This is a genomic window from Stenotrophomonas sp. MYb238 (assembly GCF_009496535.1).
GTDB lineage: Bacteria > Pseudomonadota > Gammaproteobacteria > Xanthomonadales > Xanthomonadaceae > Stenotrophomonas.
Window position 1 is genome coordinate 1 of the sequence record NZ_WIDL01000037.1, and the last position, 26,051, is coordinate 26,051.

The 26,051-nt window shown below is 70.5% G+C and carries 25 protein-coding genes; 14 read left to right on the forward strand and 11 right to left on the reverse strand.

The features are described 5' to 3' along the window. The first annotated feature begins 111 nt into the window (after positions 1–111). The 4 genes from CQ393_RS17290 (at position 112) to CQ393_RS17305 (ending at position 2,542) form a co-directional block, all read left to right on the forward strand. Entirely contained in the window at positions 112–690 is a 579-nt protein-coding gene (locus CQ393_RS17290; RefSeq protein WP_153193456.1) for a sigma-70 family RNA polymerase sigma factor, read from the forward strand. Then, on the forward strand, positions 687–1,220 hold the full coding sequence (locus CQ393_RS17295; protein ID WP_153193458.1) for a hypothetical protein: 534 nt from the start codon (positions 687–689) through the stop codon (positions 1,218–1,220). The genes CQ393_RS17290 and CQ393_RS17295 overlap by 4 nt, the downstream gene beginning before the upstream one ends. Before the next feature lie 12 nt (positions 1,221–1,232). After that, positions 1,233–2,126, forward strand: a complete 894-nt coding sequence (locus CQ393_RS17300) for a DUF4097 family beta strand repeat-containing protein (RefSeq protein ID WP_153193460.1) — start codon at positions 1,233–1,235, stop codon at positions 2,124–2,126. A gap of 83 nt (positions 2,127–2,209) precedes the next feature. Beyond that, the gene (locus tag CQ393_RS17305) at positions 2,210–2,542 is read left to right on the forward strand and encodes a zinc ribbon domain-containing protein YjdM (protein ID WP_153193462.1); all 333 of its coding nucleotides are present in this window, start codon (positions 2,210–2,212) and stop codon (positions 2,540–2,542) included. A gap of 132 nt (positions 2,543–2,674) precedes the next feature. Here the strand turns inward: CQ393_RS17305 and CQ393_RS17310 are convergent, their stop codons facing one another. Next, positions 2,675–3,766: a transglutaminase-like domain-containing protein gene (locus CQ393_RS17310; RefSeq protein WP_153193464.1), complete on the reverse strand. Its 1,092-nt coding sequence runs from the start codon at positions 3,764–3,766 to the stop codon at positions 2,675–2,677. Positions 3,767–4,041: 275 nt separating this feature from the next. Between CQ393_RS17310 and thpR the strand changes: the two genes are divergently transcribed. The 4 genes from thpR (at position 4,042) to CQ393_RS17335 (ending at position 8,036) form a co-directional block, all read left to right on the forward strand. Continuing rightward, a complete protein-coding gene (thpR, locus tag CQ393_RS17315; RefSeq protein WP_153193466.1) occupies positions 4,042–4,629 on the forward strand; it encodes an RNA 2',3'-cyclic phosphodiesterase in 588 nt (195 codons plus the stop codon). Positions 4,630–4,788: 159 nt separating this feature from the next. Further along, positions 4,789–5,388: a hypothetical protein gene (locus CQ393_RS17320; protein WP_153193468.1), complete on the forward strand. Its 600-nt coding sequence runs from the start codon at positions 4,789–4,791 to the stop codon at positions 5,386–5,388. A 1,014-nt stretch (positions 5,389–6,402) separates the two neighbouring features. Beyond that, complete coding sequence (locus tag CQ393_RS17330; RefSeq protein ID WP_153193501.1) at positions 6,403–6,591, forward strand: oxidoreductase-like domain-containing protein; 189 nt, start codon at positions 6,403–6,405, stop codon at positions 6,589–6,591. Positions 6,592–6,662: 71 nt separating this feature from the next. Next, entirely contained in the window at positions 6,663–8,036 is a 1,374-nt protein-coding gene (locus CQ393_RS17335; protein WP_153193472.1) for an AcvB/VirJ family lysyl-phosphatidylglycerol hydrolase, read from the forward strand. On the opposite strand, the gene mprF is transcribed toward CQ393_RS17335, so the two are convergent. Continuing rightward, positions 8,002–10,560, reverse strand: coding sequence for a bifunctional lysylphosphatidylglycerol flippase/synthetase MprF (gene mprF / locus CQ393_RS17340; RefSeq protein WP_153193474.1), 2,559 nt, complete (start codon positions 10,558–10,560; stop codon positions 8,002–8,004). The genes CQ393_RS17335 and mprF overlap by 35 nt on opposite strands. Before the next feature lie 154 nt (positions 10,561–10,714). Here mprF and CQ393_RS17345 point away from each other — a divergent pair, with 154 nt between their 5' ends. Together CQ393_RS17345 and CQ393_RS17350 are read left to right on the forward strand one after the other, a co-directional pair. Continuing rightward, the gene (locus tag CQ393_RS17345) at positions 10,715–11,347 is read left to right on the forward strand and encodes a DUF998 domain-containing protein (RefSeq protein WP_228114650.1); all 633 of its coding nucleotides are present in this window, start codon (positions 10,715–10,717) and stop codon (positions 11,345–11,347) included. Between the two features lie 52 nt (positions 11,348–11,399). Then, positions 11,400–11,747: a RidA family protein gene (locus tag CQ393_RS17350; RefSeq protein ID WP_153193479.1), complete on the forward strand. Its 348-nt coding sequence runs from the start codon at positions 11,400–11,402 to the stop codon at positions 11,745–11,747. Between the two features lie 100 nt (positions 11,748–11,847). Here CQ393_RS17350 and CQ393_RS17355 read toward each other — a convergent pair whose 3' ends face one another. The 7 genes from CQ393_RS17355 to CQ393_RS17385 form a co-directional block, all read right to left on the reverse strand. Continuing rightward, positions 11,848–12,177, reverse strand: a complete 330-nt coding sequence (locus CQ393_RS17355) for a DUF3325 domain-containing protein (RefSeq protein WP_153193481.1) — start codon at positions 12,175–12,177, stop codon at positions 11,848–11,850. After that, a complete protein-coding gene (locus tag CQ393_RS17360; RefSeq protein ID WP_153193483.1) occupies positions 12,174–13,793 on the reverse strand; it encodes a PepSY-associated TM helix domain-containing protein in 1,620 nt (539 codons plus the stop codon). The genes CQ393_RS17355 and CQ393_RS17360 overlap by 4 nt, the downstream gene beginning before the upstream one ends. Then, positions 13,790–14,119, reverse strand: a complete 330-nt coding sequence (locus CQ393_RS17365; protein WP_343200028.1) for a DUF3649 domain-containing protein — start codon at positions 14,117–14,119, stop codon at positions 13,790–13,792. The genes CQ393_RS17360 and CQ393_RS17365 overlap by 4 nt, the downstream gene beginning before the upstream one ends. Positions 14,120–14,222: 103 nt before the next feature. Beyond that, positions 14,223–16,442, reverse strand: a complete 2,220-nt coding sequence (locus tag CQ393_RS17370) for a TonB-dependent siderophore receptor (protein WP_153193487.1) — start codon at positions 16,440–16,442, stop codon at positions 14,223–14,225. Between the two features lie 313 nt (positions 16,443–16,755). Next, complete coding sequence (locus CQ393_RS17375; protein WP_153193489.1) at positions 16,756–18,039, reverse strand: DUF445 family protein; 1,284 nt, start codon at positions 18,037–18,039, stop codon at positions 16,756–16,758. 2 nt (positions 18,040–18,041) lie between these two features. Beyond that, positions 18,042–19,115 (reverse strand): DUF5671 domain-containing protein, encoded by a 1,074-nt coding sequence (locus CQ393_RS18120; RefSeq protein ID WP_194269707.1) that lies wholly within the window; start codon positions 19,113–19,115, stop codon positions 18,042–18,044. A gap of 251 nt (positions 19,116–19,366) precedes the next feature. Beyond that, complete coding sequence (locus CQ393_RS17385; protein WP_153193491.1) at positions 19,367–20,230, reverse strand: plasmid replication/partition related protein; 864 nt, start codon at positions 20,228–20,230, stop codon at positions 19,367–19,369. 121 nt (positions 20,231–20,351) lie between these two features. Here CQ393_RS17385 and CQ393_RS17390 point away from each other — a divergent pair, with 121 nt between their 5' ends. From CQ393_RS17390 to dapA, 3 genes are all read left to right on the forward strand, one after another. Next, positions 20,352–20,711 carry a DUF1304 domain-containing protein gene (locus CQ393_RS17390; protein ID WP_153193502.1) on the forward strand — a complete coding sequence of 120 codons (360 nt, stop codon included), beginning with the start codon at positions 20,352–20,354 and terminating at the stop codon, positions 20,709–20,711. A gap of 500 nt (positions 20,712–21,211) precedes the next feature. Next, positions 21,212–21,634 carry a hypothetical protein gene (locus tag CQ393_RS18290; protein WP_228114649.1) on the forward strand — a complete coding sequence of 141 codons (423 nt, stop codon included), beginning with the start codon at positions 21,212–21,214 and terminating at the stop codon, positions 21,632–21,634. Between the two features lie 149 nt (positions 21,635–21,783). Continuing rightward, positions 21,784–22,683 (forward strand): 4-hydroxy-tetrahydrodipicolinate synthase, encoded by a 900-nt coding sequence (gene dapA / locus CQ393_RS17400; protein WP_153193493.1) that lies wholly within the window; start codon positions 21,784–21,786, stop codon positions 22,681–22,683. A 116-nt stretch (positions 22,684–22,799) separates the two neighbouring features. Here dapA and CQ393_RS17405 read toward each other — a convergent pair whose 3' ends face one another. Continuing rightward, entirely contained in the window at positions 22,800–23,234 is a 435-nt protein-coding gene (locus CQ393_RS17405) for a PepSY domain-containing protein (RefSeq protein ID WP_153193495.1), read from the reverse strand. Positions 23,235–23,501: 267 nt separating this feature from the next. Then, complete coding sequence (locus tag CQ393_RS17410; RefSeq protein ID WP_153193497.1) at positions 23,502–25,463, reverse strand: oleate hydratase; 1,962 nt, start codon at positions 25,461–25,463, stop codon at positions 23,502–23,504. Positions 25,464–25,667: 204 nt separating this feature from the next. Between CQ393_RS17410 and CQ393_RS17415 the strand changes: the two genes are divergently transcribed. Beyond that, positions 25,668–26,051: MFS transporter (locus CQ393_RS17415; RefSeq protein WP_153193499.1), on the forward strand; the 384-nt coding region annotated here is incomplete at its 3' end.

The window sequence follows — 26,051 nt, forward strand, 5'->3', positions numbered from 1 at the left end:
GCCAGCCGGCTTGGCCCTGTCAGCCCATGGCCGCCGGCCGGCCCGCCGATCCCCGCGGAAAATATTGCAGCCGGCTTTAAACCTTTCCGCTGGCGGTCGCATCCAACGGATATGCTCGACGCCTCCGTGACCGCCACCGCCCCCTTCCCGCAGGCCGCCGACGACGCCGCGCTGGCGCGTGCCGCCGCCGGCGGCGACAGCCACGCCTACGAGCGCATCTACCGCCGCCATGCCCCGCGCCTGTACGCGCTGTTGTGGCGGCTGTGTGGCGGCAGCGCCGCGCGCGCCGAGGACGCGCTGCAGGAAACCTTCATCCAGGCCTGGCGCAAGCTGCCGCAGTTCCGCTTCGAGAGCGCGCTGGGCACCTGGCTGCACCGCATGGCGGTGAACACGGCGCTGATGGAACTGCGCGCCAGCGCCGCCTTCGAGGCACTGGACATCGGCGAGGGCGGCATGGAGGCGCTGGCGCAGATGCCCGCGTCCACGCGCTGCCACGCCACCGGGCTGGACCTGGAGCGCGCGCTGGAAACCCTGCCGCCGCGCGCCCGTGCGGTGCTGGTGCTGCACGACATCGAAGGCTGGAAACACCAGGAAATCGCCGAGGAACTGCAGATGGCCGTCGGCAGTTCCAAGGCACAGCTGCATCGCGCGCGCGGCCTGCTGCGCGCGCGTCTGGGAGAAACGCCATGAACGACCACGATTCCGACCACGACCACGACGACCTGGCCGCGCGCCTGCGCCAGCTGCCGGCCGAGCGCCTGCCACCGGCCGCGGCCTGGCAACGCATCGCCGCGCAGCTGCACGAGGCGCCGCGCGAACGGCACGTCGCCGCCGCGCCGCCGCCACGCCGCCGGCGCTGGCCGCGCATCGCCGCGGCCGCGGCCGTCGCCGCGCTGGCGGTGTCCGGCGCAGGCCGCTGGTGGGGGCTGCACGAGCGGCCGCCGCAGCCCGCGGCGCAGGCGCCGGCGTCGCCGCTGGAAGCGCAGGCCGATGCGCTCGCCCATGCGTACGGGCAGGCCATCGCCGCGATCCCGCAGGACAACGTGCCCGCCGAGCTGCTGCCGGCGCTGCGCGAACTCGATGCCAGCGCCGGCAGCATCCGCTCGGCGATCGCGCAGAGCCCCGATGCCGGCTTCCTGCTCGGCCAACTGCGGCGCACCTACGCGCTGCGCCTGGAACTTACCCGGCAGGGCCTCGAGGCCGCCGGTCTTCCCACCTGAAGGAGAATCCCCATGCATGCTTCCCTGCGACACCTGCTGGCGGCCGTCGCGCTGCTGGCCCCCCTGGCGCCGGCACTGGCGCAGACCACGGTCAACGAGCACCACGCGCTGTCCAGCGGCGGACGGGTGGAGATCAACAACATCGCCGGTTCGGTGACCGTGCGCGGCTGGGACCGCAACGAGGTGCAGCTGACCGGCACCCTCGGCGAAGGCCAGCGCCTGGACGTGCAGAACAGCGCCAACCGCGTGCAGCTGAAGGTGGAGTACCCGCGCAACGGCCGCAGCAGCCGCGGCGCGGTGCTGGAGCTGCGCGTGCCGCGCGGCAGCGAACTGCAGGCCGGAACGGTCAGCGCCGCGCTGGACGTGGCCGACGTCGATCTGCGCCGGCTGCAGGCCAGCACCGTCAGCGGCGGCATCACCGCCCGGGGGCAGGCCGGCGAGACCAGCCTCAACAGCGTCAGCGGTGCGATCCGGTCGCAGCTGCGGACGTCGCGGCTGGAGCTGCGCTCGGTCAGCGGCGCGATCAACGCCGCCGGCACCAGCGGCGGCGAGGTGGCGGCCAACTCGGTTTCCGGTTCGGTCGACCTGGACCTGTCGGCCGTGCAGCGGCTCGACGCCGAAACCGTGTCCGGCAGCCTGGGCGTGCGTAGCGCCGGACTGCAGCCGGGCGGCCGCATCAGCCTGCAGACGGTGAGCGCGCCGATCTCGCTGACCCTGCCGTCGCGCACCTCCGCGCAGCTGAAGGTCAGCAGTTTCAGCGGCACCATCCGCTCGGACGTGGGCGAGGTCGAGCGCCCGCGCTACGGGCCCGGGAGCAGCCTGGACACGCGCCTGGGCGGCGGCGATGGCGACATCTCCATCACCTCGCATTCGGGCAGCGTGCGGGTGAACCTCGGCGCGCGCTGAGCGCATGCGGTTCCGCCCGCGCCCGGGGAACCGGGGCGGGCGGCTACAATAGCCGGCTCGTCACACCATCGTATGGAGCCGCCATGCCCGTTTCTTCCTGCCCGCAGTGTTCGTCGGAGAACGTCTATCCCGACGGCGCGCTGTGGATCTGCGCCGACTGCGGCCACGAATGGACCCCGGGCGAGGCCGCCGGATCGACGCTGGTGGTGCGCGACAGCAACGGCAACGTGCTGGTCGCCGGCGACACCGTCACCGTCATCAAGGACCTGAAGGTCAAGGGTTCGTCGATCCCGCTCAAGCAGGGCACGGTGATCCGCAACATCCGCCTGGTCGAGGACGACGCCGAGCACATCGAAGGCCACTCGGACAAGATCAAGGGCCTGGTGCTGAAGACCTGTTTCCTGCGCAAGGCCTGATTGCGCGCCCTGTAGGAATTGCAGGAAACGCAGGCGCGACGCGGACCGCGACCGGGCTTCACCTGGAAGGCCAGGGGCGCGACCCACGTCGCACCTGCGACATCCGCGGCTACCGCGATTCTGGTGAAGGCCTCAACGCGGTATCTGCCGCGCGTTGATCCGGTGCAGGCTGTCGAGCTTGGCCTGGTAGACCGCGCGCACCTGGTCCGTTCCGCCCAGTTCGCGCGCGCGCGCCATCTCGCGCATCGCGCGCTGGTTCTCGCCCTGCAGGAAGTACGCCCGCGCCAGCCCGAAATGGAACTGGTGGGCGTTGCCGTACAGCCGTATGGCGTGGCGGTAGGCCGCCGTGGCCTGCGCGTAGTCGCCGCGGCGCTCGGCCTCCACGCCCTGCATGAACTGGTAGAACGGGTCGCGGTCGCGCGCACGCTGCAGGCGTTCGCCCAGTTGCGCCGCGCGCCGGGTATCGCCCAGTTGCCGGTACATCGAGGTGGCGTTGGACAGCGCCGACAGCAGCGCCGGGTGGGCGCGCAGCGCATTGTCGAACGCCAGGGCGGCGGCGCGGGCATCGCCGCGACGGCGTTCCAGCACGCCCAGGTTGTTCCAGGCCGGCGCGAAGGCGGGGTCCATGCGCAGGGCCGTCCGCAGGTACTCCATCGCTTCGGCGTCGTGTGTGGCCATCAGTTCGGCGCCGCGGTTGTTGTAGTAGTGGGCCAGGGCGCGCTGGTCGGAAATCACCCGCGGACCGCGCCGGTCGTAGAGCACGTTCTGGTCCAGGTCCAGCGTGCCGTGCCGTCCCGCCACGCGCAGGCCAACGTTGACGTGCCCGGCGTTGTAGATCACGCCCTGCTCCTGATACCAGGTCACCACCTGGCCGACCTCCTGGATGCGCGCTTCCAGGCCTGCCTCGCGCGCCAGCGCGACGAACAGCAGGGTGAAGGACAGGCAGTTGGCGCGGTGTTGTTCCCAGGTCTCGGCCACGGTCAGCGTGGCGGTGGTGTCGTACTGCAGGCCCAGGCCGTCCGGTTTGAACACCAGGTCCACGATCCGCTGCAGGCGCTGCTCGGGCGCGTTGGTGGCGTCGATCACCCGCTCCTGCAGCTGTTGCCGCAGTTCGGGGGGAACCGCCATGACCTGTTCGGGCGTCGGCGGCGCGGCCATCGTGGCGGGCGGCGACGGTGCGAGATTGACGGCGGCGAGCAGGACGAAAGCGTTCCAACCGATCATGGCGACCACTCTTTGGGTTGCGGCGGCGGTGCCAGTGTATGCCCGTCCAGGCATGCCGGCGCAGGCCGCGCGCAATCCACAGCCGGTGTGGACGGGCGCCTGGCAAAGATGTGGATAACCGGCGGCGGCCCTTGGGCCGCGGACGTTCCGCGCGCGTGGTCATTATTTGGCCATGGCGCCGCCGGCATCCTGCCCGTCTGCTAGTATCCGCGCCCCAGACGAGGCCGGCCGCCGCATGCCGGCGTCCTCCCGCCGGCCGGCGTTTCCATTCGACCATGACGAAGTTCATACCCTCCGCCGATGCGCAACTGTCGCTGGGTCTCGGCAGCGACATCCCGACCGAGCGCCTGTTCTTCGCGGTGATGCCCGATCCGGCCACGGCCTGGCGCATCGCCGAACTGGCCGAGGGGCTGCGCGACGACCACGGCCTGGCCGGACGGCCGCTGGCGCGCGAGCGCCTGCACGTCACCCTGCATCACCTGGGCGATTACGCCGGCCTGCCGCCGAGCCTGCTGGCGAAGGTGCAGCAGGCCGCCGCGCGGGTGCGCATGCCCGAGTTCGAGGTGTGCTTCGACGAAGCCGGCAGTTTCGCCGGCGGCCGCCAGCATCCGTTCGTGCTGCGCAGCGAGCATGGCGCCGACCTGCTGCACGGCCTGCACCAGGAATTGACGCGCTGCCTGCAGACGGTCGGCAGCCGCCCGGATCCGGCATTCACGCCGCACCTGACCCTGCTCTACGACAAGCGGCGCCTGCCGCTGCAGCCGGTGCAGCCGATGCGCTGGCTGGTGCGCGAGTTCGTGCTGATCCGCAGTTATCTCGGGCAGACCCGCTACCAGCTGGAAGGGCGCTGGCAGCTGGGCTGAAACCTGCTTTCTTCCTGTAGGAGCGCACTTCAGTGCGCGAACCGGGCCTGCCTGCAGATCCCTCTGCAAGGGCCTGCACATCCCTGTGCGGGCATTCAACGGGAAAGCCTGTCGCGCACTGAAGTGCGCTCCTACGCAGTGCCTGCCTAGAATGCGCGCATGGACCTGATCCCGATGCCCCTGCCGGCGGGCCAGCTGGCCGAGATCGAAGCCGCGCACGCGCGGCCGCCGCGCGCGTACCACAACTTTGGCCATGTACAGGCGCTGCTTCGTCACCACCGCGATGTCGCTGCCGGCCCGGGCTGGCACCAGCCGCGCGAAGTGGCGCTGGCGATGCTGTACCACGATGCCATCTATGAGGCCGGGCGCGCCGACAACGAGACGCGCTCGGCGGCGCTGGCGCGCGAGGCGATCGCGCGCTGGCTGCCCGATGCCGGCGTGGACGTGGAGCGGGTGGCGGCGCTGATCGAGCTGACCGCGCGTCATGGCCGCCTGCGTGCCGAGGAACTGGACGCGGATGCGGCGCTGTTCCTGGACAGCGACATGGCCATTCTTGGTGCACCGCCGGCGGTGTTCGATGCCTACGACCGCGGCATCGCCGAGGAGTACCGGGGCAAGGTGCCGGGGTTCCTGTTCCGGCTCAATCGACGGCGGTTCTTGAAGGGAGTGCTGGCGCAGCCGCGCATTTTCTTCAGCGATTTCTTCCATGAGCGGTATGACGCGCAGGCGCGAGAGAATCTGCGGCGGGTGACGGAGTGAATTCAGAATCTTGCCGTTGCCGTTGCCGTTGCCGTTGCCGTTGCCGTTGCTGTTGCTGTTGCTTGTGATTTTGTTTTTGTTCTTGATTTTTGATTTCTGGGCCCCTTCCGCAGCGACGGAGCCGTCGGGAATAACCCGAAGGGCGACGTGCATGGATGCACGTCGTTTTTCTACGCGACATGGATGTCGCGTAGAAAAATCCCGTCGGCGGAGTGGACCCGCGGCACGCAGTGCCGTGGGCGCGTAGGCAGGGGCGTGTTTCTCTTGGTTACTTCTCTTTGCACGAGCAAAGAGAAGTAACTCGCTCCTGCGAAGCAGGGGCGAAAGCTCTGCTTTCAAGATTTCGCTTTTACGATTTACGCCTTGACCATTGCTCTGGAGCCCGCTGTCTTGCCCGTGTTTGTCCTGCGGAATTCCCGGAGGAATGAATGCAGATGCTGGAGCAGGATCAAAGGCTTTCGCTCCCCTTCGGGGCGCGAGCTACCTTGACCAGCCATTCGGCTGTTGAAAAAGCTCTTCTTTGCTCGTGCAAAGAACGTGGCCCAAAGAAAGCACGCCCTGCCTCCGCGCCCAGCCCGCTACGCGTGCTGGGTTCACTCCGCCAGCGGGATTTTTCTACGCGACATCCATGTCGCGTAGAAAAACGGCGTACTCGCCCGCTTCGCGGTCGAGTACGGGGCAGTCACCGCATGGCGCCTGCCCGTCCGGCGGGGCGAAGCAGTGCTTCGCCTTTTCCCGCCGAACCCATGCACGCCGCCCTTCGGGTTTTTCCCGCCGGCCCCGTCGCTGCGGAAGGGGACCCGGTAGGCAAAAGCCAAGAGCAGAGAAAAATCACGGCAACGGCAACGGCAACGGCAATGGCAACGGCAACGGCAATGGCAACGGCAATGGCAACGGCAATGGCCACAGCAATGGCCACAGCCACAGCCACAGCCACAGCTCTACGGCCTCACCGGACTCTATGGCCTAAAATTGCCCGATCATGTTTTGATGGCGGCCGCACCGGCCGACGCGATGAATCCGATCCCCATTCCCACCCCCGACCCGGACCCGCGGCCGCCGCCGCCGGAAGAACCGGGCCCCAACGAATGCTGCGGCAGCGGCTGCCCGCTGTGCGTGCTGGACCTGTACGCCGACGAGCTGGCGCGCTACCGGCAGGCGCTGGCGGCGTGGAAGCTGCGTCATCCCGAGGCGGGCGACTGACGCGGCGGTTCCAACGCCATTTCCGCATCGGCAGGGGTAGGCTTGCCGTCTCTTCGGTCAAGGAAGTTCTCATGGCACATGCCTCGCTCGCTCTGGTGGTGATGATGGCCTCGGGCCTGCTGGCCGCGCCGGTAGTGGCGATGGAGCCGGTCAGTCACGGCCGTTTCGAGCAGGTGCCGGTGCTGCTGCCCGACGGGCCGGTGCAGCGGGTGGTGCTGTGGTTCGCCGGCGAAGGCGACGCGGCGCGGCGGCAGGCGCGCCTGCAGGCGCTGCGCGGCGATGGCGCGATGGTGGTGGACATCGACACCCGCCACCTGGCCGGAGTGCTGGCGAAGGAGGGTGGCCGCTGCGGTTTCTCCGCCGGCGACGTGGAGAATTTCTCGCGCTACGTGCAGGCCTACCTGCACGTGCCGACCTATCGCCTGCCGATCCTGGGCGGCGACGGCGCCGGGGCGGCGCTGGCCTATGCGGTGTCGGCGCAGTCCGGCGCCGATGTGTTCGCCGGCCTGCTCACCGAGGACTTCTGCCCGCGCCTGCACGATCCCCGCATGATCTGCGGCGACGGCACCGACGATGGCAGGCTGGTGCCGGTGGCGCTGGGCTTCCCGTGGCTGCAGGCCGCGCCGGGCAGGGACGAGACCTGTCCGGCGGGTGAGGTGGATGCCTTCCTGCAGGCGGTGCCGCTGGCGCGGCGTTTCCAGCGCAGCGCTTCGGGCAGCGCGATACCCGGCGAGGTCGCGGCCGCGCGCGTGCTCGGCGCGCAGCGCGGGGTGAGCCTGCCGCCGGTGCCGCACGAACTCGATGGCCTGCCGCTGGTGGAGGTGCCCGCCGCCGGCAACGGCGACACCTTCGCCGTGTTCGTGTCCGGCGACGGCGGCTGGGCGGGCCTGGACAAGGAGGTCGCCGGCGCGCTGGCGCAGGCCGGCATCGCGGTGGTGGGCGTGGATTCGCTGCGTTATTTCTGGAGCGAGCGCACGCCGGCCGGTTTCGCCGCCGACCTGGACCGCATCGCCCGCCACTATGCGTGGCAATGGCAGCGCCCCAAGCTGTTGCTGGTCGGCTTCTCGCAGGGCGCCGACGTGCTGCCGGCGGCGATCAACCGGCTCTCCACCGACACCGCGTCGATGCTGGCGATGACCGCGCTGCTGTCGGCGGGCACGCGTGCCGACTACGAATTCCACGTCAGCAACTGGCTCGGCGGCGGCGACAACCGCGGGCTGCCGATCGCGCCGGAGGTGCGCCGGCTGCCGGCCGCGCGCACCGTCTGCGTCTACGGCCAGGACGACGACGACGCGCTGTGCCCGCAGCTGCCGGCCGGTACCGCGCAGGTCGTGCGCATGCCCGGCGACCATCATTTCGAAGGCGACTACGCCGGGCTGGCGCGGGTGATCCTGCAGCGGCTGCGCGCGCTCAGTCCGGCTGCCGGCGCGGGTCCAGCGAAATGAGCCGGGTCACGTCCAGCAGCGCGGCGGGCAGGTGCACGCCGCCCGGCGCGGCCAGGTAGCGCGGGCGCCATTCCGGGGCGAACTTGGACTTGAAGCGGCGCAGGCCGCCGAAGCCGTAGAAGCGTTCGCCATGGCGCGCGACGAGGTTGGCGAAGCGGTTCCAGCGCCCGGCCAGGCGGTGCTCGGCCAGGCCGGTCAGCGGCGCCATGCCCAGCGAGAAACGCGTGTAGCCGTTGGCCGCGCCCCACAGGAACAGTTCGATGAACAGGAAATCCATCGTGCCCTTGGGCGCGTCGGGACGGTGCCGCATCAGGTCCACCGACAGTTCCTGCGCGACCGGCGCCTGCCACAGGTTGGCGAAGGCCACGACCCGGCCCTCGGCCTCGACCAGCGCGAGCGGGAAGCGGCACAGGTAGTCCGCGTCGAAGCTGCCGAGCGAGAAGCCCTTCTCGTCGCCGGCCTTCTCTTCCAGCCACGCATCGGAGATCGCCGCCAGTTCCGGCAGCAGCGGCGCGACGGCTTCGGCCGGCACCACGCGGAAGCCCAGCCCGGCGCGCCGCCCTTTGTTCCAGGCCTGGCGCAGGTCGGCGCGGGCGCTGCCTTCCAGGCTGAAGCCGGCCAGCGACACCATCGCCTCCTCGCCCAGCTTGACCAGGGTCAGGCCGAGGTCGAGATAGGTCTGCCAGTGCTGGTCGCCGGTCTGGTAGAACACCGGGCGCAGGCCGAGCCGGTCGGCTTCCTCGCGGAATCGCCAGATCAGCGCGCGCGCCGTGTCCGGCGGGCCGACCGGATCGCCCATCGACACCAGCGAGCCGCCATAGCGCTGCATCATGACGAAGCCGTCGCCATCGGCGCTGCGCAGGATCGCCTTGTCGCCGGTCATCGCCAGGCAGGCCTGGGTGTCGTGCGCGCGCGCCAGCAGCGGCCGCAGCTGCTCCAGCAGCGCGCCATCGGGAACCGGCAGCGGCGTGCGCGTGCTGTGCAGCAGCCGCGCCAGTCCGAACACGATCACCACCATGCTGACCAGCAGCAGCGCGCGCAGCGCGCGCGGCGCGTTGCCGGAGATGGCGAACTGCCACCACAGCTCGTTCTGGTATTCGACGTGGCTGTAGACGAAGAACAGCAGCCACACCGTGGCCACCAGCACCAGCGCCACGTTGCGCAGCCAGGGCCAGGACCAGGCCTCGTCCAGCAGCGCGCCCTGCCGGTAGAACTCGCGCCGCGCCGCCCACAGCGCCACCGCCACCAGCGGCAGGGTCAGCGCCACCAGGGCGTGGCCGCCGCGCAGCCACGCCGGGATCGGCAGCGCCACGCTCAGCGCCAGCGCGATCAGCCAGGCCGCATGGCTGCGCCGCTGCAGGCCCTGGCCGATCAGCAGCAGCAATACGCCGCCCAGGCTGCCCAGCAGGTGCGAGGTCTCCACGATCGGCAGCGGTGCGTGCAGCGGGCGGTGCCGCGGCACCGGCAACGTGCCGTCGATCACCAGCAGCGCGCCGACCGCGAACACGGCCAGCGCGATGACCTGCGGCAGCCACGGGCGCAGCACGTTCCAGGCGGTGCTGGCGCCGCTGCGCAGCGGCCGGCGCAGGCTGGCCAGCACGGCCAGCAGCGTGGAGAGGAACAGCGGGACCAGGTAATAGGTGACGCGGTAGGCCACCGCGGCGGCGAGCAGGGCGGCCGGCGCCACCTGCGGCAGCAGCTTGAGCAGGCTCCATTCGAACACGCCCAGGCCGGCCGGCACGGTGGAGACCAGCCCGGCCACCACCGCCACCAGGTACAGGCCGACGAAGCCGAGGTAGCCGACGCCGTCCTGCGCCGGCAGCAGCACGTAGAAGGCGGCCGACGCCAGGGCCAGTTCCACCACGCTCAGCGCGGTGACTTCCAGCACCGTGCGCCGGTCCGGGATCCACACCCGGTGCGCGCGCCAGCCGATGCTGCGGCCGCCGCGGCCCACCGCCAGCCACATCGCGCCGAAGCCCAGCAGCAGGGCGATGCCCAGCAGCCGCACGGACGCCGCCTCCAGCGGCAGCGCCAGCGCCGCCGCGCCCGGCTCCAGCCACAGCGCCAGGCCCAGCAGCACCCAGGCGCCGAACACGAAGCCCAGCGTGCTCATCAGCACGACCTGGCCGATCTCGGCCAGCCCGAGCCCGGCATCGCCATAGCTGCGCACGCGGACCGCGCCGCCGGTAAGCGCGGCGAACCCCAGCGTCTGCCCGGCGGCGTGGGCGAGGAAGGCGGTGATGGCCACGCGGCTGGCGGGCAGGCGCCGGTTGGCGCGGCGCAGCCCGATCGCATCGAAGCCGACCAGGCAGCCGTAGCTGGCCATGCCCAGCAGCAGCGCCAGTCCCAGCTGCGTCCACGACAGCGCGTGCACGGCCCCGCGGATCTGGCGGTAGCCGTGCCCGGCGAATTCGCCGGCCAGCGCGTGCAGGGCCAGGCCCATGATCGCCAGGGTGAGGAACACCGTGCCGAGCCGGCGCCAGCCGGAGGGTGCAGGAACGGCGGAAATGCCAGGATCGGCCATGCGGGGGCAGGAGGCAGGGCGCCATCATGGCGCGGGGATGCAAAGACTATCGGCATGGCGTGAGGATGCTGGCAAGCGCGCACACGTCCTTCAGCCGGCGGACGGGAGCGCAGGCAGATAAGCTGGCGTCCCGTCCGGCCAACCGGAGCCTGTCCTGGTTTCTTCCCGCCGTCATCGCTCCTGCGATCCCGCACGCTGGGCCGCCGCGCTGGCGCTGGTTGCGCTGCTGCTGTTCGCGGCCACGGCGACATGGCTGCAGTTCGCGCGCGCCGACCTGGACTGGGTGCGCGCCACGCTCAGCCTGTACCTGCACGGCCCGCACGGGCTGTGGCTGCGAACCGCATATTGCGTGCTGGCCGCGGCGATCGCCGCGCTCGCGTTCGCGCTGCACGCGCGGCTGCGCGGGCCGGCGCGGCGCGGCCTGCCGCTGGCGCTGTTCTGCGTCGCGGGCGCTGGCCTGGCCACCGTGGCGGTGGGCGACAGCTGGCTGCCGGAACGGGCGCCGCTGCTGGCGCCGCTGGTGCATGGGCTGGCCGCGCAGACCGCGTTCCTCTGCGTCACCACGGCGATGCTGCTGCAGGCCTGGTGCTTCGGGCGGGACCCGCGGTGGCGCGGCTTCCACCGGCTGGCGTGGTGGTGGGCATGGCTGACGTTCGCCGGCCTGTGGCTGCACGTGCTCTGGCGCGACACCCCGCGCGGGCTGGGGCAGAAGGCGGTGATCGCGCTGGTGGTCGGGTGGCTGGCGCTGGCCGCGCTGCAGCTGTGGCGGCGGCGCGGTCACGGCTGAAACCATCGGTACGCGGCACAATGGGCGCCACATCCACCCACGGGAAGCCCCCATGATCGAACGTTTCGATACCGGTCCGCGCATGTCGGAAATGACCATCCACCACGGCGTGGCCTACCTGGCCGGACAGGTGCCGGAAGACACCAGCGCCGACATCGTCGGCCAGACCGAGCAGGTGCTGCAGGCCATCGACGACCTGCTGCGGCTGGCGCCGACCGACAAGAGCCACATCCTGCGCGCGGAGATCTTCCTGGCCGACATGGCCGACTTCGCCGGCATGAACCAGGCCTGGGACAAGTGGGTGCCGGAAGGCGCCACCCCGGCGCGCGCCACCGTGCAGGCCAGGCTGGCCAACCCGGCGTGGAAGATCGAGATCGTGATCACCGCGGCGGTGCCGTAAGCGCGAACCAGGCCGTTCCCGGGTTCGCGATCCGGGAACGATGCGGGCGCGCAACGCCGGTAAGGCCGGCGCGTGTCCGCTGTTGCATCCCACGCCGGCCTCAGGCCAGCGCGGCCAGCAGTCCCGCGACCGGCAGCGTCCACGCCAGCGGCGCGATCCAGCGCCGCCGGTACGGATACAGGGCGAAGGCCAGCAGCAGTCCGGCGACGGTCAGCGCGCCCAGCCACGACACCGGGCCCAGCGCCCAGCCTTGCGCACGCACGCACAGGCCGAAGGCGAGCGTGAGCATCGCCCAGCCCAGCCAGCGCCACAGCCGCCTGCGCGCCGGGCTGGCGGCCGCCTTGCCGTGCAGTTCCTGCTGGTGCTTCTCCATCGCCAGCGACAGGGCGACGAAGGCGGAGAACGACAGGCCGAGGACGAACGCCATCATGCGCGCGCCTCCATGGCGGCGGCCTGCTGCCGGCGCTTCTTCTCGGCCGCGCCGAGCGGCGGCTGCCAGCGCTGCATGCGCCAGGCGCAGCAGGCCAGCATCGCGCCGAAGGCGACCATGGCCAGGTCGAAGCCGGCCAGCACCCAGTCGCCGTCGGCGATGGCCGCGATCAGATGGGTCGGCGTGGTCAGCGCGTTGAGCAGCGGCAGCAGCGCGAACGCGGCCGCGCCGATGTACAGCTGCCAGGTCCACATCATCCGTCGCGGCCACACGAAGGCCGCCAGCAGTGCCGCGCCCCAGGCCCAGAAGAACACGTTGGCCTCGGCCGCCGGGCGCTCGGCCATCTGCAGCGGCAGCAGGCGGTTGCCCCAGAAGTAGGCGGCGAAGGCGATGGGCAGGCCGGCCACGGCGCCGATGTTCAAGGCATCCACCAGGCGCAGGCCGAAGCCGGTCCTGCCGGCCTTGGCATGCCTGGGACGTTCCTTGACCGCCCACAGCACCACGCCGCTGGCCACCATCAGGCAGCCGACCAGCCCGGACAGGAAGAACAGCGCGCGCAGGCCCCAGTCGGCGAAGCGGGCCAGGTGCAGGCCGTACATCACCCCGCGCGTGCGGGTGGCGCCGCCGGCCTGCGGGCTGGCGCCCAGCAGCGCGCCGCTGACCGCGTCGTAGCGCAGCGACGGCGTATCGATGGACAGGCGTCCGCCGTCGCGCTGCTGGATGTCGACCACCGAATTGGCGGCGCCGGGGCGGTACACGACGAAGCCGGCCACCTCGGCGCCATCCCAGTGCCGCCGCGCGCTGTCCAGCAGCTGCTGGATCGGCAGCGGCGCCGCGCGGCCCTGGGCCGGTCCCTCGACCTCGGCCAGGCGCGCGAAGGCATCGTTGAAGAACGCCTCCTCGTCGTTGGGGTAGGCGGCCTTCACTCCCCACGGCAGGTACAGGAACATCAGCGTCACGATGCCGGTGTAGGTGATCATCGCGTGGTAGGGCAGCGCCATCACCGCGCTGACGTTGTGGAAGTCCAGCCACGAACGCAGGCCTTTTTCCGGGCGGAAGGTGAAGAAGTCCTTGAAGATCTTCTTGTGGGTGATCACGCCGGTGACGATGGCCACCAGCATGAACATCGCGCAGAAGCCGACGATCCAGCGCGCCCAGATCACCGGGATGTAGTGCAGGTCGAAGTGCAGGCGGTAGAAGAAGTCGCCGCCGCGGGTTTCGCGCGCGCTCACTTCCCGGCCGGTGTTGGGGTCGAGCGTGGCGTCGCCGAAGCGGCCGCCGCCGCGACGGCGCCGTTTCTCGCCTTCGGCCGGCGGCATGACCATGGATTCGGGGTTGCGCCAGAACGTGCGCATCGCCGGGTTGCGCGCGTCGGGCAGGCTGACGTTCCAGCTTTCGGCCTGCGGCGCCTTCTGGCGCAGGAACGCCAGCGCGTTGGCCGCGGCCTGGTCGGCGCCGACCGTGCTGCGCGGCAGTTCCGGGCGCATCCAGCGGCTGATCTCCTCGCGGTAGTAGCTGGCGGTGCCGGCCATGAAGATCAGCAGCAGCACCCAGCCCACCAGCAGGCCGGTCCAGGTGTGCAGCCAGGCCATCGACTGGCGGAATCCGTTCTTCATGCCGGCGCTCCCAGCAGGTGCGCGCCCAGCCAGAACAGCGCCGTGGGCAGCGCGATGCCGGCCCAGGCGCGCAGCGCGGTGCGGGTGGCGAAGGCCCACAGCGCGGCGCACGCGCACAGCGCGATGGCCACGAGCATGCCGGTCAATACCGCCTGGCTGCGTTCCATCGGCAGCGCCAGGGCAAGGAACGCGGCCGAGGCGGCGGCCAGGGCGTAGCCGCCGAGGATCGCGGCCAGCGTGCGCGACAACACGCCCAGCCAGGGGCGGGCGAGGAAGGCACCGAGCCGGCGGTGCCACGGGAGGGGAAGGGGCGTCGTGCTGTCCACGGGGTCTGCGGTGTCGGATCGAACGGGAGCGCCGCGCGGTGGGCGCGGCGGAAGGAGGCCATCCATGGCCGGCGCTGCATCCGGCAGCGTTTCCCTGGAGGGCTTACAGCTTCCAGCGCAGGGTCAGGCGCACGTTGCGCGGCTCGCCCCAGTACACGCCGTCGTAGAAGCCGACGTTGCTGTAGTACTTCTTGTCCAGCAGGTTGTTGATGTTCAGCTGCGCGGAGAAGTTGTCGCTGAACCTGTAGCCGGCGAAGGCGCTGACCAGGAAGAACGCGTCCTGGGTGAGCGGCGACTTGTACGTCTTGCCGCTGGTCGCGTAGTCGGCGGCCGGGCGGTTGGTCATGCGCCAGATCCCGCTCTGCCAGGTCGCACCGCCGCCCAGCGACAGCCGGTTCCAGGCGCCGCCGGGACGCCAGCTGGTGTTCAGGCGGAAGGTGTCCACCGGCGTGGTGGTGTTCTGGCGCACGCCCTGCTGGTTGCGGATGGTGGTATGGGCATAGCCGGCCGACAGGTTCCAGTGCTCGCCGAGGCTGCCTTGGGCTTCCACTTCCCAGCCCTTGACCTTGTTGCCCTTGCCGGTGGAGCGGTAGGCGCTGGCGCCGTCGGGCAGCGAGCCTTCCGGCACCGAATCGTCCAGCTCGGCGACGTTGTCCTTCTCGCCCTTGAACACCGCCGCGGAGGTGTTCAGCAGGCCGTCGAAGAACTCGGCCTTGACGCCGGCCTCCCACATGTCGCCCACCACCGGTTCCAGGTAGCGGTTGTCCTTGTCGCGGTAATTCTGCGGCTGGAAGATGTCGGTGTAGCTGGCGTAGGCGCTGAAGTGCCCGCCGAAGTCGTACACCAGGCCCGCATACGGGGTCAGCGAATCGTCGGGCTTGTAGCCGCCGCGGCGAGTGCCGAGCAGCGTGCCGGCGCTGTCGCGGGTGTAGTTCCAGCTGCGCGTCTCCCAGCTGCCGTAACGCGCGCCCAGCACCGCCAGCAGCGGGTCGGCCAGCTGCAGGCGGGCGGCGGCGTAGGCGGCGCGCTGCTTCAGTTCGTCCTGCGAGGCCAGCCAGCCGTAGCGGGTCACCGCGATCGGCGCGACGTTGCCGTCCCAGTGGCGCCAGTCGGCGACCTTGTCGTAGCCGTCGGGATAGTCGTAGTCGGTCGCCGGCACCTCGCCCTTGCGCACCGACTGGCCGACGCCGACCACCAGTTCGTGCTCGCGCCCGAACAACTGGAACGGGCCGCCCGCGTTGACGTCGAACACCTGCATGTCGCCGCGCTCGCCGAACACGCCCACGTACGCGGTCACGCCGCTGCCGTCCGGGCGCGGGTAGCCGGCGGCGCCGTACCAGACCTCGCCCTGGGTGTCGCGCTTGGACCGGGTATAGCTGGCCTTGACCGACCAGTCGTGGCCCAGGCTCTGCTCCAGCCGCGCGAACGCGGTCTTCTCCACGATCGGCCACTGGCTCCAGCGTGCGGACAGGTTGGTCGAGCGCGGCAGGTGGGCCGGCTGGCCGTCCACGCCCCAGTAGGGCACCACGCCCCAGGTCACGCCCGAGGTCTCCGGCGACTGGTATTCGTAGCCGGCTTCCAGCAGGGTGCTGCTGGTGAGGTCGGCCTGGACGATGCCGTAGAACACGTCCTTGTCCAGCCGGTACACATCGCGGAACGAATCGCCCTGCTGCTTGGCCGCGACCATGCGCGCGCGGACGCGGCCGTCCAGCGCGACCGGGCCGCCGATGTCGGCCTCCAGGCGCTGGTTGCCCCAGCGCCCGACCATCAGGTTGGCGCTCATCGCGAACTGGTCGGTGGGGCGCTTGCGCACGTAGTTGACGGTGCCCGACGGATCGCCGGCGCCGGTGGTCAGGCCGGTGGCGCCGCGGACCACTTCGATGCGCTCGTAGATGGCGCTGTCGGTATTGGTCTTGATGTAGCCGCCGAAGGTGTTGAGCATGCCGTCGACCTGGAAATTGCTGATGTTGTAGCCGCGCGAGACGTAGTTGATGCGCTCGCTGTCGGTCACCGACACGTGCACGCCGGTGACCTGGCCCATCACGTCGGACATCGCGTACAGGCCCATGTCGTCCAGCCGCTGGCGGGTCAGCACGGTGACCGACTGCGGGGTGTGGCGCAGCGACAGATCGAGTCTGGTCGCGGTGCGCGCGTGCTTGACCGTGTACGAGTCGTTGGCCTCGGCCACGACCTTGACCGTATCGAGGGTGGCGGCGTTGCCGTTCGCGGTCTGGGCCAGCGCGGCGGGTGCGGCCAGGGCGGCGGTCAGGGCGACGGCCAGCAGCGAGGGCCGGAGCGACAGGAGGGAGCGTGGGGACTGCATCGGGGTTTCCTGGTTGGCGGTAGAAGATGGCCAAACAGGGGGGACGCCCACGGCACCGCGCCACGCCGTGCGTGGATCGCGTGCTGCACGTCGCCATTCCCGCAGGTCGGCCCGCATGCACGGCACGACGCGCGCAGGCGTCGTATCGCATCGCTTTGATTCGGGGGTACACGGGGCTGGCGGTGGGGGATGCGGTGCATCGTGCCGCGGGAGGCTGTGCGTACTGCCTACCTTTTAACGATAACCATTCTCAATTGATCCGGCAAGCGGCGCGCGACGCATCTGCGGCGATGCACCGCGCATCGCGGTGGCGTCAGAAGCGCAGCCAGCCGGTCAGCGCGTGCAGCAGCAGGCCGATCAGGCCGCCGACCAGGGTGCCGTTGAAGCGGATGTACTGCAGGTCGCGGCCCACGCTCAGTTCCAGCTGCTCGACCAGCTTGCGTTCGTCCCAGCCCTTCACCGTCTGCGCGATGTGCGCGGTCACGCCGCTGCGCAGGCGTGTGGTGAGTTTCTCCGCGCCGGCCAGCATGTGCTGGTTGAGCGCGTCGCGCAGCGCCGGGTCGCGGCCGATGGCGGCGCCGAGCTTGCCGAGGTTGCGCTCCAGGTGGGCGGCCAGCGCCGAATCCTCGCGCGCGAGATCGGCGCGCAGCTGGGCGTGGATGCGCCGCCACAGCCCCTGCACGTAGTCCTGCACGGCCGGGTGGTCGATCGCCTGCTGCTTGAGTGCGTCCACCCGCGCGGCCAGCGCCGGGTCCTCGCGCAGCCGCTGCATGTAGCCGCCCAGCCAGCGCGCGTAGTCCTGGCGCAGCGGGTGGCCGGGCTGGGAGAGGATGGCCTGCAGTTCGTCCAGGCCGGCGCGGGCCAGGCGGTCGGCGAGCGAGTCGCCGATCTCGTCGATGGGCTTGACCCAGTCCACGGTGCTGGCCAGCTTCGGCCATTCCTTGCGGATGTAGCGCACGATCAGCATCGAGGCGCGCTGGCGCACGGCCTCGGTATCGAGCCAGCCGGCGATGCGGGTCAGGCCTTCGTCGAGCACGCGCTGGTGGCGGTCGTCGGCGGTGAGCAGGCCGAGCAGGTCGCCGGCGGTGGCCGCCGCGTTCCACTGCCGCAGCTGATCGGCCACGAAGCCCTGGATGGCGCGGCGCACGGCGGCTTCGTCCAGCAGGTCCAGCGCCTGCAGCGCCCAGCCGCGCGCCATGCCGGCCAGCATGCGCGCCTGCTGCGGCTGCGCCAGCCACTGGCCCAGCCGCGTGGCCGGGTCGAACACCTTCAGCCTGGTCAGCAGCGCTTCCGGTTCGAGGAAATGGTCGCGCACAAACACCGCCAGGCTGTCGGCGATGCGCGCCTTGTTGCGCGGGATGATCGCGGTATGCGGGATCGGCAGGTTCAGCGGGCGGCGGAACAGCGCCACCACCGCGAACCAGTCGGCTAGCGCGCCGACCGTGGCCGCCTCGCAGAACGCGCCGACCCACGCCCAGGCGCCGCGCTCGCCGTTGAGGTGGCTGGCGACGAAGCCGGCCAGCATCGCCAGCAGCATCGCCAGCGCGTACAGCTTGAGCCGGCGCAGCTGTGCGCGACGCGGATCGGCGCGCTCCATGTTCAGTCCTTGTCGCCTGCGACGCGGCGGAAGCAGTGCGGACCGGCCGGATGCGCCCACTGCCCGGCCTGCGGCAGGCGCCAGCGCGCGCGGCGCTGGCCGCTGTCGGTGGCGAAGTCGGCGCACAGTTCGTAGTGGGTGTCGTCGATACGGCGGTAGCGGTAATCCGCGCCGCCGGCCGGATCGTGCCGCGGCAGGTTGACGCCCGGCTGCGCGGCCAGCGCGTCGAGCCCCGGCGGCAGCGCCTCGTGTTCGTTGCGCCATGCGGTCACGGCCATCTCCAGCGTCTGCAGGTCGCCGATGCGGGCTTCGTCCAGCCGCAGCTGCCGCTGCTGCATCGGCGAGTCCATGGTCCACACGCCGGCGGCCACCGCCAGCGCGGTGGCGATGCCGGTCGCCCACAGCACCCCGCGGCCGCCGCCGGCGCGGCCGCCGTCGGCGACCTCCTCGCGGCGCAGGTCGCGCAGGTAGTGGCCGAACACGGTGCCGGCGATCGCCGCCACCACCGCCACCTTGAGCACGAAGCGCAGGCTCAGTTCGCCGCCGAGCAGGTTGAACACCAGCGTGGTCAGGTCGCCGATCAGCACGGCGGCGGCGACGAACAGGGTCAGGTAGGTCAGCCAGCGGCGGATCGGCGACAGCCGCTTGATCGGGTTGCGCGCCACGTCGTGGGCGAGGTGGCGGGAGAGCAGGGCGAACACCGGGAAGGCGATGACCAGCGCCGAGATCGACCAGCGGACCGTGCCGGTCAAGCGCACCACCTGCCACTGCGCGTCGGCCGGATCGGGCAGGGCGTGTTCCAGCAGCGCGAACAGCAGGCTGCCCAGGTTCCAGGCGAAGAAATACAGGGTGCTGAACAGCACCAGGTAGAGGAAGGCCTCGCGCGCGGACAGCGAGGCGCGCGGGCGCGGCACCGGCAGCGCGAAATCCACCTCGGCCCAGCCGTCGAGCACGCCGCGTATCTGCTCGGCGCTCCAGCCGGCGGCGAGCAGGGCCTGGGTCACCTGCGTACGGTCGTGGCCGCGCAGCAGCGCGTCGCGGACGAACTGCTCCAGTTCCGGGGATGCCGAGGCCATGGCGGTTCCTTGTGGGGGATGGCGCATGGTGAACGCCCCGCGGGCAGTCATGCAATCGTGCCCTGCCATCACGCGTTGGCCCCCGTAGGAGCGCACTTCAGTGCGCGATGGAGACTTCCCGGCGAACCCCCGCAAATGGATGTGCAGGCTGTTGCTGAGGGATCTGCACGCAAGCCTCATCGCGCACTGAAGTGCGCTCCTACAGGTGTGCGGGATGCCTGCCGGGTTCGACAGGACGAGGTCCGGCCGCTCTAGGGCTCACTGGCGTTCAGCCGCGCGCGCAGCGCATCCAGCTCCATGCGCAGCGCCTGATTCTCCGCGGTCAGCGAGGCCACGCGCTGGCGCAGGGTTTCCACTTCGCCTTCATCCAGCGTGGTCTGCATGGAGGTGGGCTGCGTGGCATCGTTGGCGTCGGCCATGGGTTCAGCGGCCGCCCTGGGCTTGCGGCGCGATTCGCGCACGCGCTTGGCCGCTTCCTTCAGCTCGCTCCGGCCGCCTTGGGCAGCGGCGCGCTGTTCCTCCTCGGGCAGGCTGGCGACCACGGCGGCGGCGCTGAGCGAGATCTCGCCGGCCTTCACCGCCTCGATCACTTCCTGCGCGGCATGCGCGCTGATCTTCTCGATCAGCGTCACCTGGCTGGCGCTGAGCTTGGCTTCGCGGGCGATGTCCGCCCTGGACAGCTTCGGCGCCGGTTCCCACGGCGGCGAGTCGGCGTCGGCCTCGGCTTCCGCGGTAGACAACGCCGCTTCGCCCTCGCTCTCGCGGCGCAGCTGTTCCTGTTCGGCGCGGCGGCGGGCCTCGACGATCGCGCGCTTGCGCAGGGCCAGCACGCCGCGCTGGAAGTCGGACACGCTGCGCCGGCCCAGGTGCTGCTCGATCATCCACAGGTGCACGTCCTCCATCGACTGGAAGCGGGTGTTCTGCACCGTCTGGAAGGGAATGCCGTGCCTGCTGCAGATGCCGTAGCGGTTGTGGCCGTCGACCAGCACGTTGCCCCACAGCACCAGCGCGTCGCGGCAGCCCTCGGCCAGCAGGCTGCGCTCCAGCGCGTCGTGCTCGTCGGGCGTCAGCGGATCGATGTAGGCCTTGAGTTCTTCGTTGACGATGATGTCCATGCGCATGCCGGTGGAACAGGGGGGCGGCATTGTAAGTGAGGCGGAGGACGGCACGGCCGCCGCGCTTGCCGGCCTGCGGGAAGTCGATCATGCTCGCCTGCCACGACTGGACGGGGCGCTCATGTTCCTCATTGCCGATATCGCAACCGCCCTGGTCGCGCTGATCCATGTCTACATCCTTGTCCTGGAGATGTTCCTGTGGACGCGGCCGGCCGGGCGCAGGGCCTTTGGCCTGACCCGGGAGTTCGCCGAGCAGACGAAGGTGCTGGCGGCGAACCAGGGGCTCTACAACGGCTTCCTGGCCGCCGGTCTGGTCTACGGCCTGCTCCTGGGCCCGGCCGGGTACGCCGTGCGGATGTTCTTCCTGGGCTGCGTCCTGGTGGCCGGCATCTACGGCGCCGCCACCGCCAGCCGCAGGATCCTGTTCGTGCAGGCGCTGCCGGCCGCTGTCGCGTTGGCGCTGGTCCTGGCGGCCCGCTAGTCCGCGCCGGGGCATGAAGTCCGCATCCTGCAAAGCCACATCGACGAGCTGATGGTTCCCCTGTTCCTGAAATCGCTGCTGGGCGCGCTGGCCGTACTGCTGATCGCCTTGCTGGCGAGGTCGAAGAGTTTTTTCATGGCGCACATCCCTGTGCGCCACCCTTCGGGCGGCTTCGCCGTGAAAAACGGCTGTCCTGCCGTTTTTTCATCACCGCCTGGTGTCGCTGTTTCCCACCTTCGCGGTGATCGCCCATTACATCGTCGGCACGCAGCGCTCCGGCGCCGACCTGCAGAAGACGGCGCTGTTCGGGCTGTGGTCGCTCTTTCCCTATGCCGGTTACTTGGTCGCGGTCTATGCCGGCAGCGTGCGCTGGCCGCTGGCGATGACGCTGGGCGTAGCCACGGCGGTGTGGGTGCTGATGGCGCTGGGCATGATCGTGCTGTGGGGACGGCTGCATCCTTCGGCGGCGGGCGCTTGGGCGCATGGCCGGCGAGGACGCCATGAAACGCCTGGCGGTGTTTGCGCTGCTGTCCGCGCTCGCGCTGTCCGCCGTGTCCGCGGAGGAGACGACTCCGGCATGGACGATCGAAGGCGGGCGCTGGCAACAGGGCGCCGCCGGCGGCACCTATCGCATTGTGGTCGAGAGCGTCGGTTTCGAGCACGTCAGCTGCCGTGTCGGCATCGCGTGGATGGCGGCTCCAACCACCGGCCGCCCGGCGGCGGTGCTGGCCGAGGTCGCGTTCGCCGAACTGTCGAACGGATTCTGGGCCTGCGACGCGGACGCGGATGCGGAAGGTGTGCGGCTGGATGGCGACATCCTGGCGGTGCGGGCCAGGCACACCTATTCCGGCGAGCCCCGCACCTTCACCGCGCGGCTGGGCGCGCCGGGCGCGTACCGCTGCGTGGACTGCGGCGCGCCGTGACATCGGCACGGGACGGAGCGCGATTTCGTTCGGACTGAAACCATCGCTGGCGTACGGTTGCGCGTGCAGGGCAGCGTGCGCGTCTTCCCGACTGGATCTTCCCGATTAGAATCGGGGGTTCCCCTCCCCAACGCCTTCCGGATACCGCGATGACCTCCTCCCACGTCCCTCTCCGCGGCAGCATCGTCGCGCTCGTCACGCCCATGCACGAAGACGGCAGCGTGGACTACCCGGCGCTGCGCCGGCTGGTCGACTGGCATGTGGCCGAGGGCACGGACTGCATCGGCGTGGTCGGCACCACCGGCGAGTCGCCGACCGTGGACGTGGAAGAGCACTGCGAGATCATCCGCGTGGCCGTGGAGCAGGCCGCCGGCCGGGTGCCGGTGATGGCCGGCTGCGGCGGCAATTCCACCGCCGAGGCGATCGCGCTGGCGCAGTACGCGCGCACGGTCGGCGCCGACAGCCAGCTGCAGGTGGTGCCGTACTACAACAAGCCGGGGCAGGAAGGGCAGTACCGCCACTTCAAGGCGATCGCCGAGGCCACCGGCGACCTGCCGGTCGTGCTCTACAACGTGCCCGGCCGCAGCGTGGCCGACCTGCAGCACGACACCGTGCTGCGGCTGGCGCAGGTGCCGGGCGTCATCGGCCTCAAGGAGGCCACCGGCAACCTGGAGCGCGCGCAGTGGCTGATCCGCGAAGCACCGGAAGGGTTCGCGGTGTACTCGGGCGACGACGCCACCGCGGTGGCGCTGATGCTCTGCGGCGGCCATGGCAACGTCAGCGTGACCGCCAACGTCGCTCCGCGGCTGATGCATGAACTGTGCGTGGCCGCGCTGGCCGGCGAGGTGCGGGCGGCGATGGCGATCCAGCAGCGCCTGCTGCCGGTGCACAAGCAGCTGTTCGTCGAGGCCAACCCGATCCCGGTGAAGTGGGCGATGCAGCGCCTGGGCCTGTGCGGCGGCACCCTGCGCCTGCCGATGACCGAGCTCGAACCCGGCAACCAGCCCAGGGTGGAAGCGGCGCTGCGCGAAGCCGGGCTGCTGGCCTGATCGCACGCATGGCCGGATGAACACGCCTGGACCGGTCCGATGGACCGGCCCAGGCCTCGAGACTGCCGTCCCACGGCAAAAGCCGCGTCATGCGGCCAGCGCGCTCACGGCAGGGCTCAGTCCTTTTCCAGCGCGATCACTTCGCCTGTCGCCGGGTCCAGGCGCACCTTCACCTTCTCGCCATCGGCGGTCCTGCCCTTGGCCTTCCACAGGCCGTCGTCGAGCTTCACGTCGTGCACACCGCTGTAGCCGGCGGTGGACAACTGGGCGCGGATGTCGGCCTCGCTCAGCTGCGAGACCGCCTTGTCCGGATACACGCTGCCGGTACGCGGATCCATGCGCACATCCACGCGCTTGCCGTTGGCGCTGGTCGCATCGGCCTTCCACATGCCGTCTTCGAACTCCAGGTCCTTCACCTTGGTGTAGCCCTGCGCTTCCAGCTGCGCGCGCACCTGCGGCGCGGTGAGCGCGTCCTGCGCCTGGGCCGCGCCGGTGCCGGCCAGAGCCAAGGCCGCGGCGAAGAGGGCGGTATGTAGCGGTCGATTGTTCATGGGGCTGCTCCTTGTCGTATCGGTGCGGTCGTATTGGTGCGTCGTATGCGCACTGCCGAACCTAGCGAGGCCTTCCTGTACGCAGCCGTGAACCGGCGCGGATGCGCGGCGCCGCGCTCCGGCGCGGTTAACCGATGTGGGCGAGACGAGAAAAAGACGTTCGCCCGATGTTCGCCGTGCGTGCAGCCGCGGTGAATGGCGATGCATGCACGAATGGAAAGGGGCGCCGTCGGCGCCCCTTCCTTCATCGCGTCGATGTCCGCAGGTTCAGTCGCGGCGCCGCAGCTGCTGGCCGAAACGATCCAGCCATTGCGCCAGGCCCTGCAGCGCCCAACCGCCCTTGTCGCGCAGGCTGGACAATTCGGCCTCCAGGCGTTCGCGCCGGGTGGATTCGCCTTCGGACTGCGGCAGCGGCGGCAGCACGTGGGCGAAGTAGGTATCGTCCAGCAGCCTGTGCAGCAGCCGCTCGCCGGGGAAGGGCTCGCCGTTGTTGAGCGCGCGCGCGCCCTTGAGCAGGCTGCGGATGTCGTACTGGGTGGGGCTGATGTCCGGTACCTGCTTGGGCAGGTCGAGCAGGCTGTAGACGGCGATGCGCGCCGTGCGCACCGAGCTTTCCATGGTGAACACCACGTCGTTGGCGGTCTCCACGAACTGGCCGACCAGGGCCAGGTTGGTGCAGCCCTCGGGCACCACCGGCGGGCGGTCGCCGGCGGCGCGCGGCATGAACTGCGCGGTGATGTACGGCATCAACGCCAGCCGCACCTTGGTGTGCGGGAGGATCGCATCGAGCTGGCCGGCGATGCCCAGGTGGTGGCACAGCTCGGCGACGATCTCGCGACCGGTGCATTCGGGCATGGTCTTGTTCACCAGGTTGCCCGGCTGGTCCATCAGCAGCGCGTAGACCCACATCACCACCGTGTCCGCCGGCTGGCCGGGGAAGTGCGGCTGGCGGTTGATGGTGACGCTGAGCACCCAGTTGGAATCGGTGAAGGTGATGATGCCGCCGGTCACCGTGCGCCCGGAGGCCGGGTCGTTGACCGACAGTTCGCGCAGCCGGTCCACCAGCGGCGACGGCCGGCAGGTCAGCGTCGCCGATTCCCACATCGAGCGGTTGATGTCGCCGCAGAACTTGTCCGGCCGCCCGAACGCCGGCGATTGCCGGGCCAGGTTGCGCCACAGGCTCCAGCCGCTGTCCTGCGCCGGGCCGCCATCGCGCCGGACCAGCGCCGGCACGGTGTCCATGTCGCCGTAGGCGGTGTCCTCGGTCATCGAGCCGGTGAGGGCGATGACCAGGTCGCGGGGATCGACGGCGATGCGGCCGTCGCCTTCGGCCGTGCGGGTGCGCAGGGCGTTGACCGTGCGGCGGCCTTCCTGCACGTCGAAGTCCATGTCCAGCACCTTGGTGCCCAGGCGCAGCTGCACGCCCTTGGCGCGCAGCAGGCGGACCAGCGGGGTGACGAAAGTGTCGTACTGGTTGAACTTGGGGAACACCAGCGCCGACATGTCGCCGAAACCGTCGATGGCGTCGAGGAAGCGGTGCATGTACAGCTTCATCTCCAGCAGGCTGTGCCAGTTCTCGAAGGCGAACATCGAGCGGAACAGGAACCAGAAGTTGCTCTGCAGGAAACCCTCGCTGAAGTGGTCCTGGATGGTCAGGTCGTCCAGCTGGTCCTTGCGCTTGAGCAGCAGGCTGACTACTTCCCACTGCTGCCTGCGGCTCAGGCCGAAGCGGGAGAAGTCGGCCTGCACCTTGCCCTGTTCGTGCATCAGCCGCGCGCGCGACCAGTTGGGATCGGCGTCGTTGAGCAGGCGGTACTCGTCGAGCACGCTGAAGCCCTCGGGCAGTTCCAGCGCCGGCACGTCCTGGAACATGTCCCAGAGGTTGTCGTAGTTCCAGTTCATCTCGCGGCCGCCGCGCACCAGGTAACCCTCCTCGGGATTGCCGGAGCCGTCGAGCGAGCCGCCTTCCACGGACTGGCCTTCGATGATCGTGATGTTGGCCGCGGGCATGTGGCCGTCGCGGATCAGGTAGAAGGCCGCGGCCAGCCCGGCGATGCCGCCGCCGACGATCCAGGCCTTGCGCGTGGCGATGCCCTCGGTGGGCAGCGGCTTGAAGCGCTGGTAGTTGCCGACCATGTCCGGCGGCGGCAGCGTATTGAGCGGGGTGTTGTGCCAGTAACCGCGGCTGGCGTCGGGCGCGTGCTCGAAGTGCGGCGTGGAATCGCTCATGGCGGAGTCTCCTTGGGGAAGGGAAGAGGGCGGCGACGGCGCGGGCCGCCATCGGCGGGGAGGCTAGTGGGGTGCTTGCCGGGACGACGTGAATCCCGTTCCGGCAGGGGCGCCACGGGCGGCGATCGGTGTCGTCTGCAACCGGCCTGCGGGCGGCGCGGGGCGCGTGGCAGACTGCGCGGGTGTTCCCTCGCCCTGGCGCCCATGCCTTCCACCGCCGCTCCCGCCAATTCCCCGCGCCGCGTGCTCGCCGCCAGCCTGGTCGGCACCACCATCGAATTCTTCGATTTCTACATCTATGCCACCGCGGCGGTGCTGGTGTTCCCGAAGCTGTTCTTTCCCGAGAGCAGCGCGAACGCGGCGCTGCTGCAGTCGCTGGCGACCTTCGCCGTGGCCTTCGTCGCGCGCCCGGTCGGTTCGGCGCTGTTCGGCCACTACGGCGACCGCATCGGCCGCAAGGCCACGCTGGTGGCGGCGCTGCTGACGATGGGCCTGTCCACGGTCGCCATCGGCCTGCTGCCCACCTACGCCAGCCTCGGCTTGATGGCGCCGGCGCTGCTGGCGCTGTGCCGCTTCGGCCAGGGGCTG

Coding starts and splice junctions, on each gene's coding strand:
- CQ393_RS17290 (WP_153193456.1), top strand. CDS start 112: ATGCTCGACGCCTCCGTGACCGCCACCGCCCCCTTCCCGCAGGCCGCC.
- CQ393_RS17295 (WP_153193458.1), top strand. CDS start 687: ATGAACGACCACGATTCCGACCACGACCACGACGACCTGGCCGCGCGC.
- CQ393_RS17300 (WP_153193460.1), top strand. CDS start 1,233: ATGCATGCTTCCCTGCGACACCTGCTGGCGGCCGTCGCGCTGCTGGCC.
- CQ393_RS17305 (WP_153193462.1), top strand. CDS start 2,210: ATGCCCGTTTCTTCCTGCCCGCAGTGTTCGTCGGAGAACGTCTATCCC.
- CQ393_RS17310 (WP_153193464.1), bottom strand. CDS start 3,766: ATGATCGGTTGGAACGCTTTCGTCCTGCTCGCCGCCGTCAATCTCGCA.
- thpR (WP_153193466.1), top strand. CDS start 4,042: ATGACGAAGTTCATACCCTCCGCCGATGCGCAACTGTCGCTGGGTCTC.
- CQ393_RS17320 (WP_153193468.1), top strand. CDS start 4,789: ATGGACCTGATCCCGATGCCCCTGCCGGCGGGCCAGCTGGCCGAGATC.
- CQ393_RS17330 (WP_153193501.1), top strand. CDS start 6,403: ATGAATCCGATCCCCATTCCCACCCCCGACCCGGACCCGCGGCCGCCG.
- CQ393_RS17335 (WP_153193472.1), top strand. CDS start 6,663: ATGGCACATGCCTCGCTCGCTCTGGTGGTGATGATGGCCTCGGGCCTG.
- mprF (WP_153193474.1), bottom strand. CDS start 10,560: ATGGCCGATCCTGGCATTTCCGCCGTTCCTGCACCCTCCGGCTGGCGC.
- CQ393_RS17350 (WP_153193479.1), top strand. CDS start 11,400: ATGATCGAACGTTTCGATACCGGTCCGCGCATGTCGGAAATGACCATC.
- CQ393_RS17355 (WP_153193481.1), bottom strand. CDS start 12,177: ATGATGGCGTTCGTCCTCGGCCTGTCGTTCTCCGCCTTCGTCGCCCTG.
- CQ393_RS17360 (WP_153193483.1), bottom strand. CDS start 13,793: ATGAAGAACGGATTCCGCCAGTCGATGGCCTGGCTGCACACCTGGACC.
- CQ393_RS17370 (WP_153193487.1), bottom strand. CDS start 16,442: ATGCAGTCCCCACGCTCCCTCCTGTCGCTCCGGCCCTCGCTGCTGGCC.
- CQ393_RS17375 (WP_153193489.1), bottom strand. CDS start 18,039: ATGGAGCGCGCCGATCCGCGTCGCGCACAGCTGCGCCGGCTCAAGCTG.
- CQ393_RS18120 (WP_194269707.1), bottom strand. CDS start 19,115: ATGGCCTCGGCATCCCCGGAACTGGAGCAGTTCGTCCGCGACGCGCTG.
- CQ393_RS17385 (WP_153193491.1), bottom strand. CDS start 20,230: ATGGACATCATCGTCAACGAAGAACTCAAGGCCTACATCGATCCGCTG.
- CQ393_RS17390 (WP_153193502.1), top strand. CDS start 20,352: ATGTTCCTCATTGCCGATATCGCAACCGCCCTGGTCGCGCTGATCCAT.
- CQ393_RS18290 (WP_228114649.1), top strand. CDS start 21,212: ATGAAACGCCTGGCGGTGTTTGCGCTGCTGTCCGCGCTCGCGCTGTCC.
- dapA (WP_153193493.1), top strand. CDS start 21,784: ATGACCTCCTCCCACGTCCCTCTCCGCGGCAGCATCGTCGCGCTCGTC.
- CQ393_RS17405 (WP_153193495.1), bottom strand. CDS start 23,234: ATGAACAATCGACCGCTACATACCGCCCTCTTCGCCGCGGCCTTGGCT.
- CQ393_RS17410 (WP_153193497.1), bottom strand. CDS start 25,463: ATGAGCGATTCCACGCCGCACTTCGAGCACGCGCCCGACGCCAGCCGC.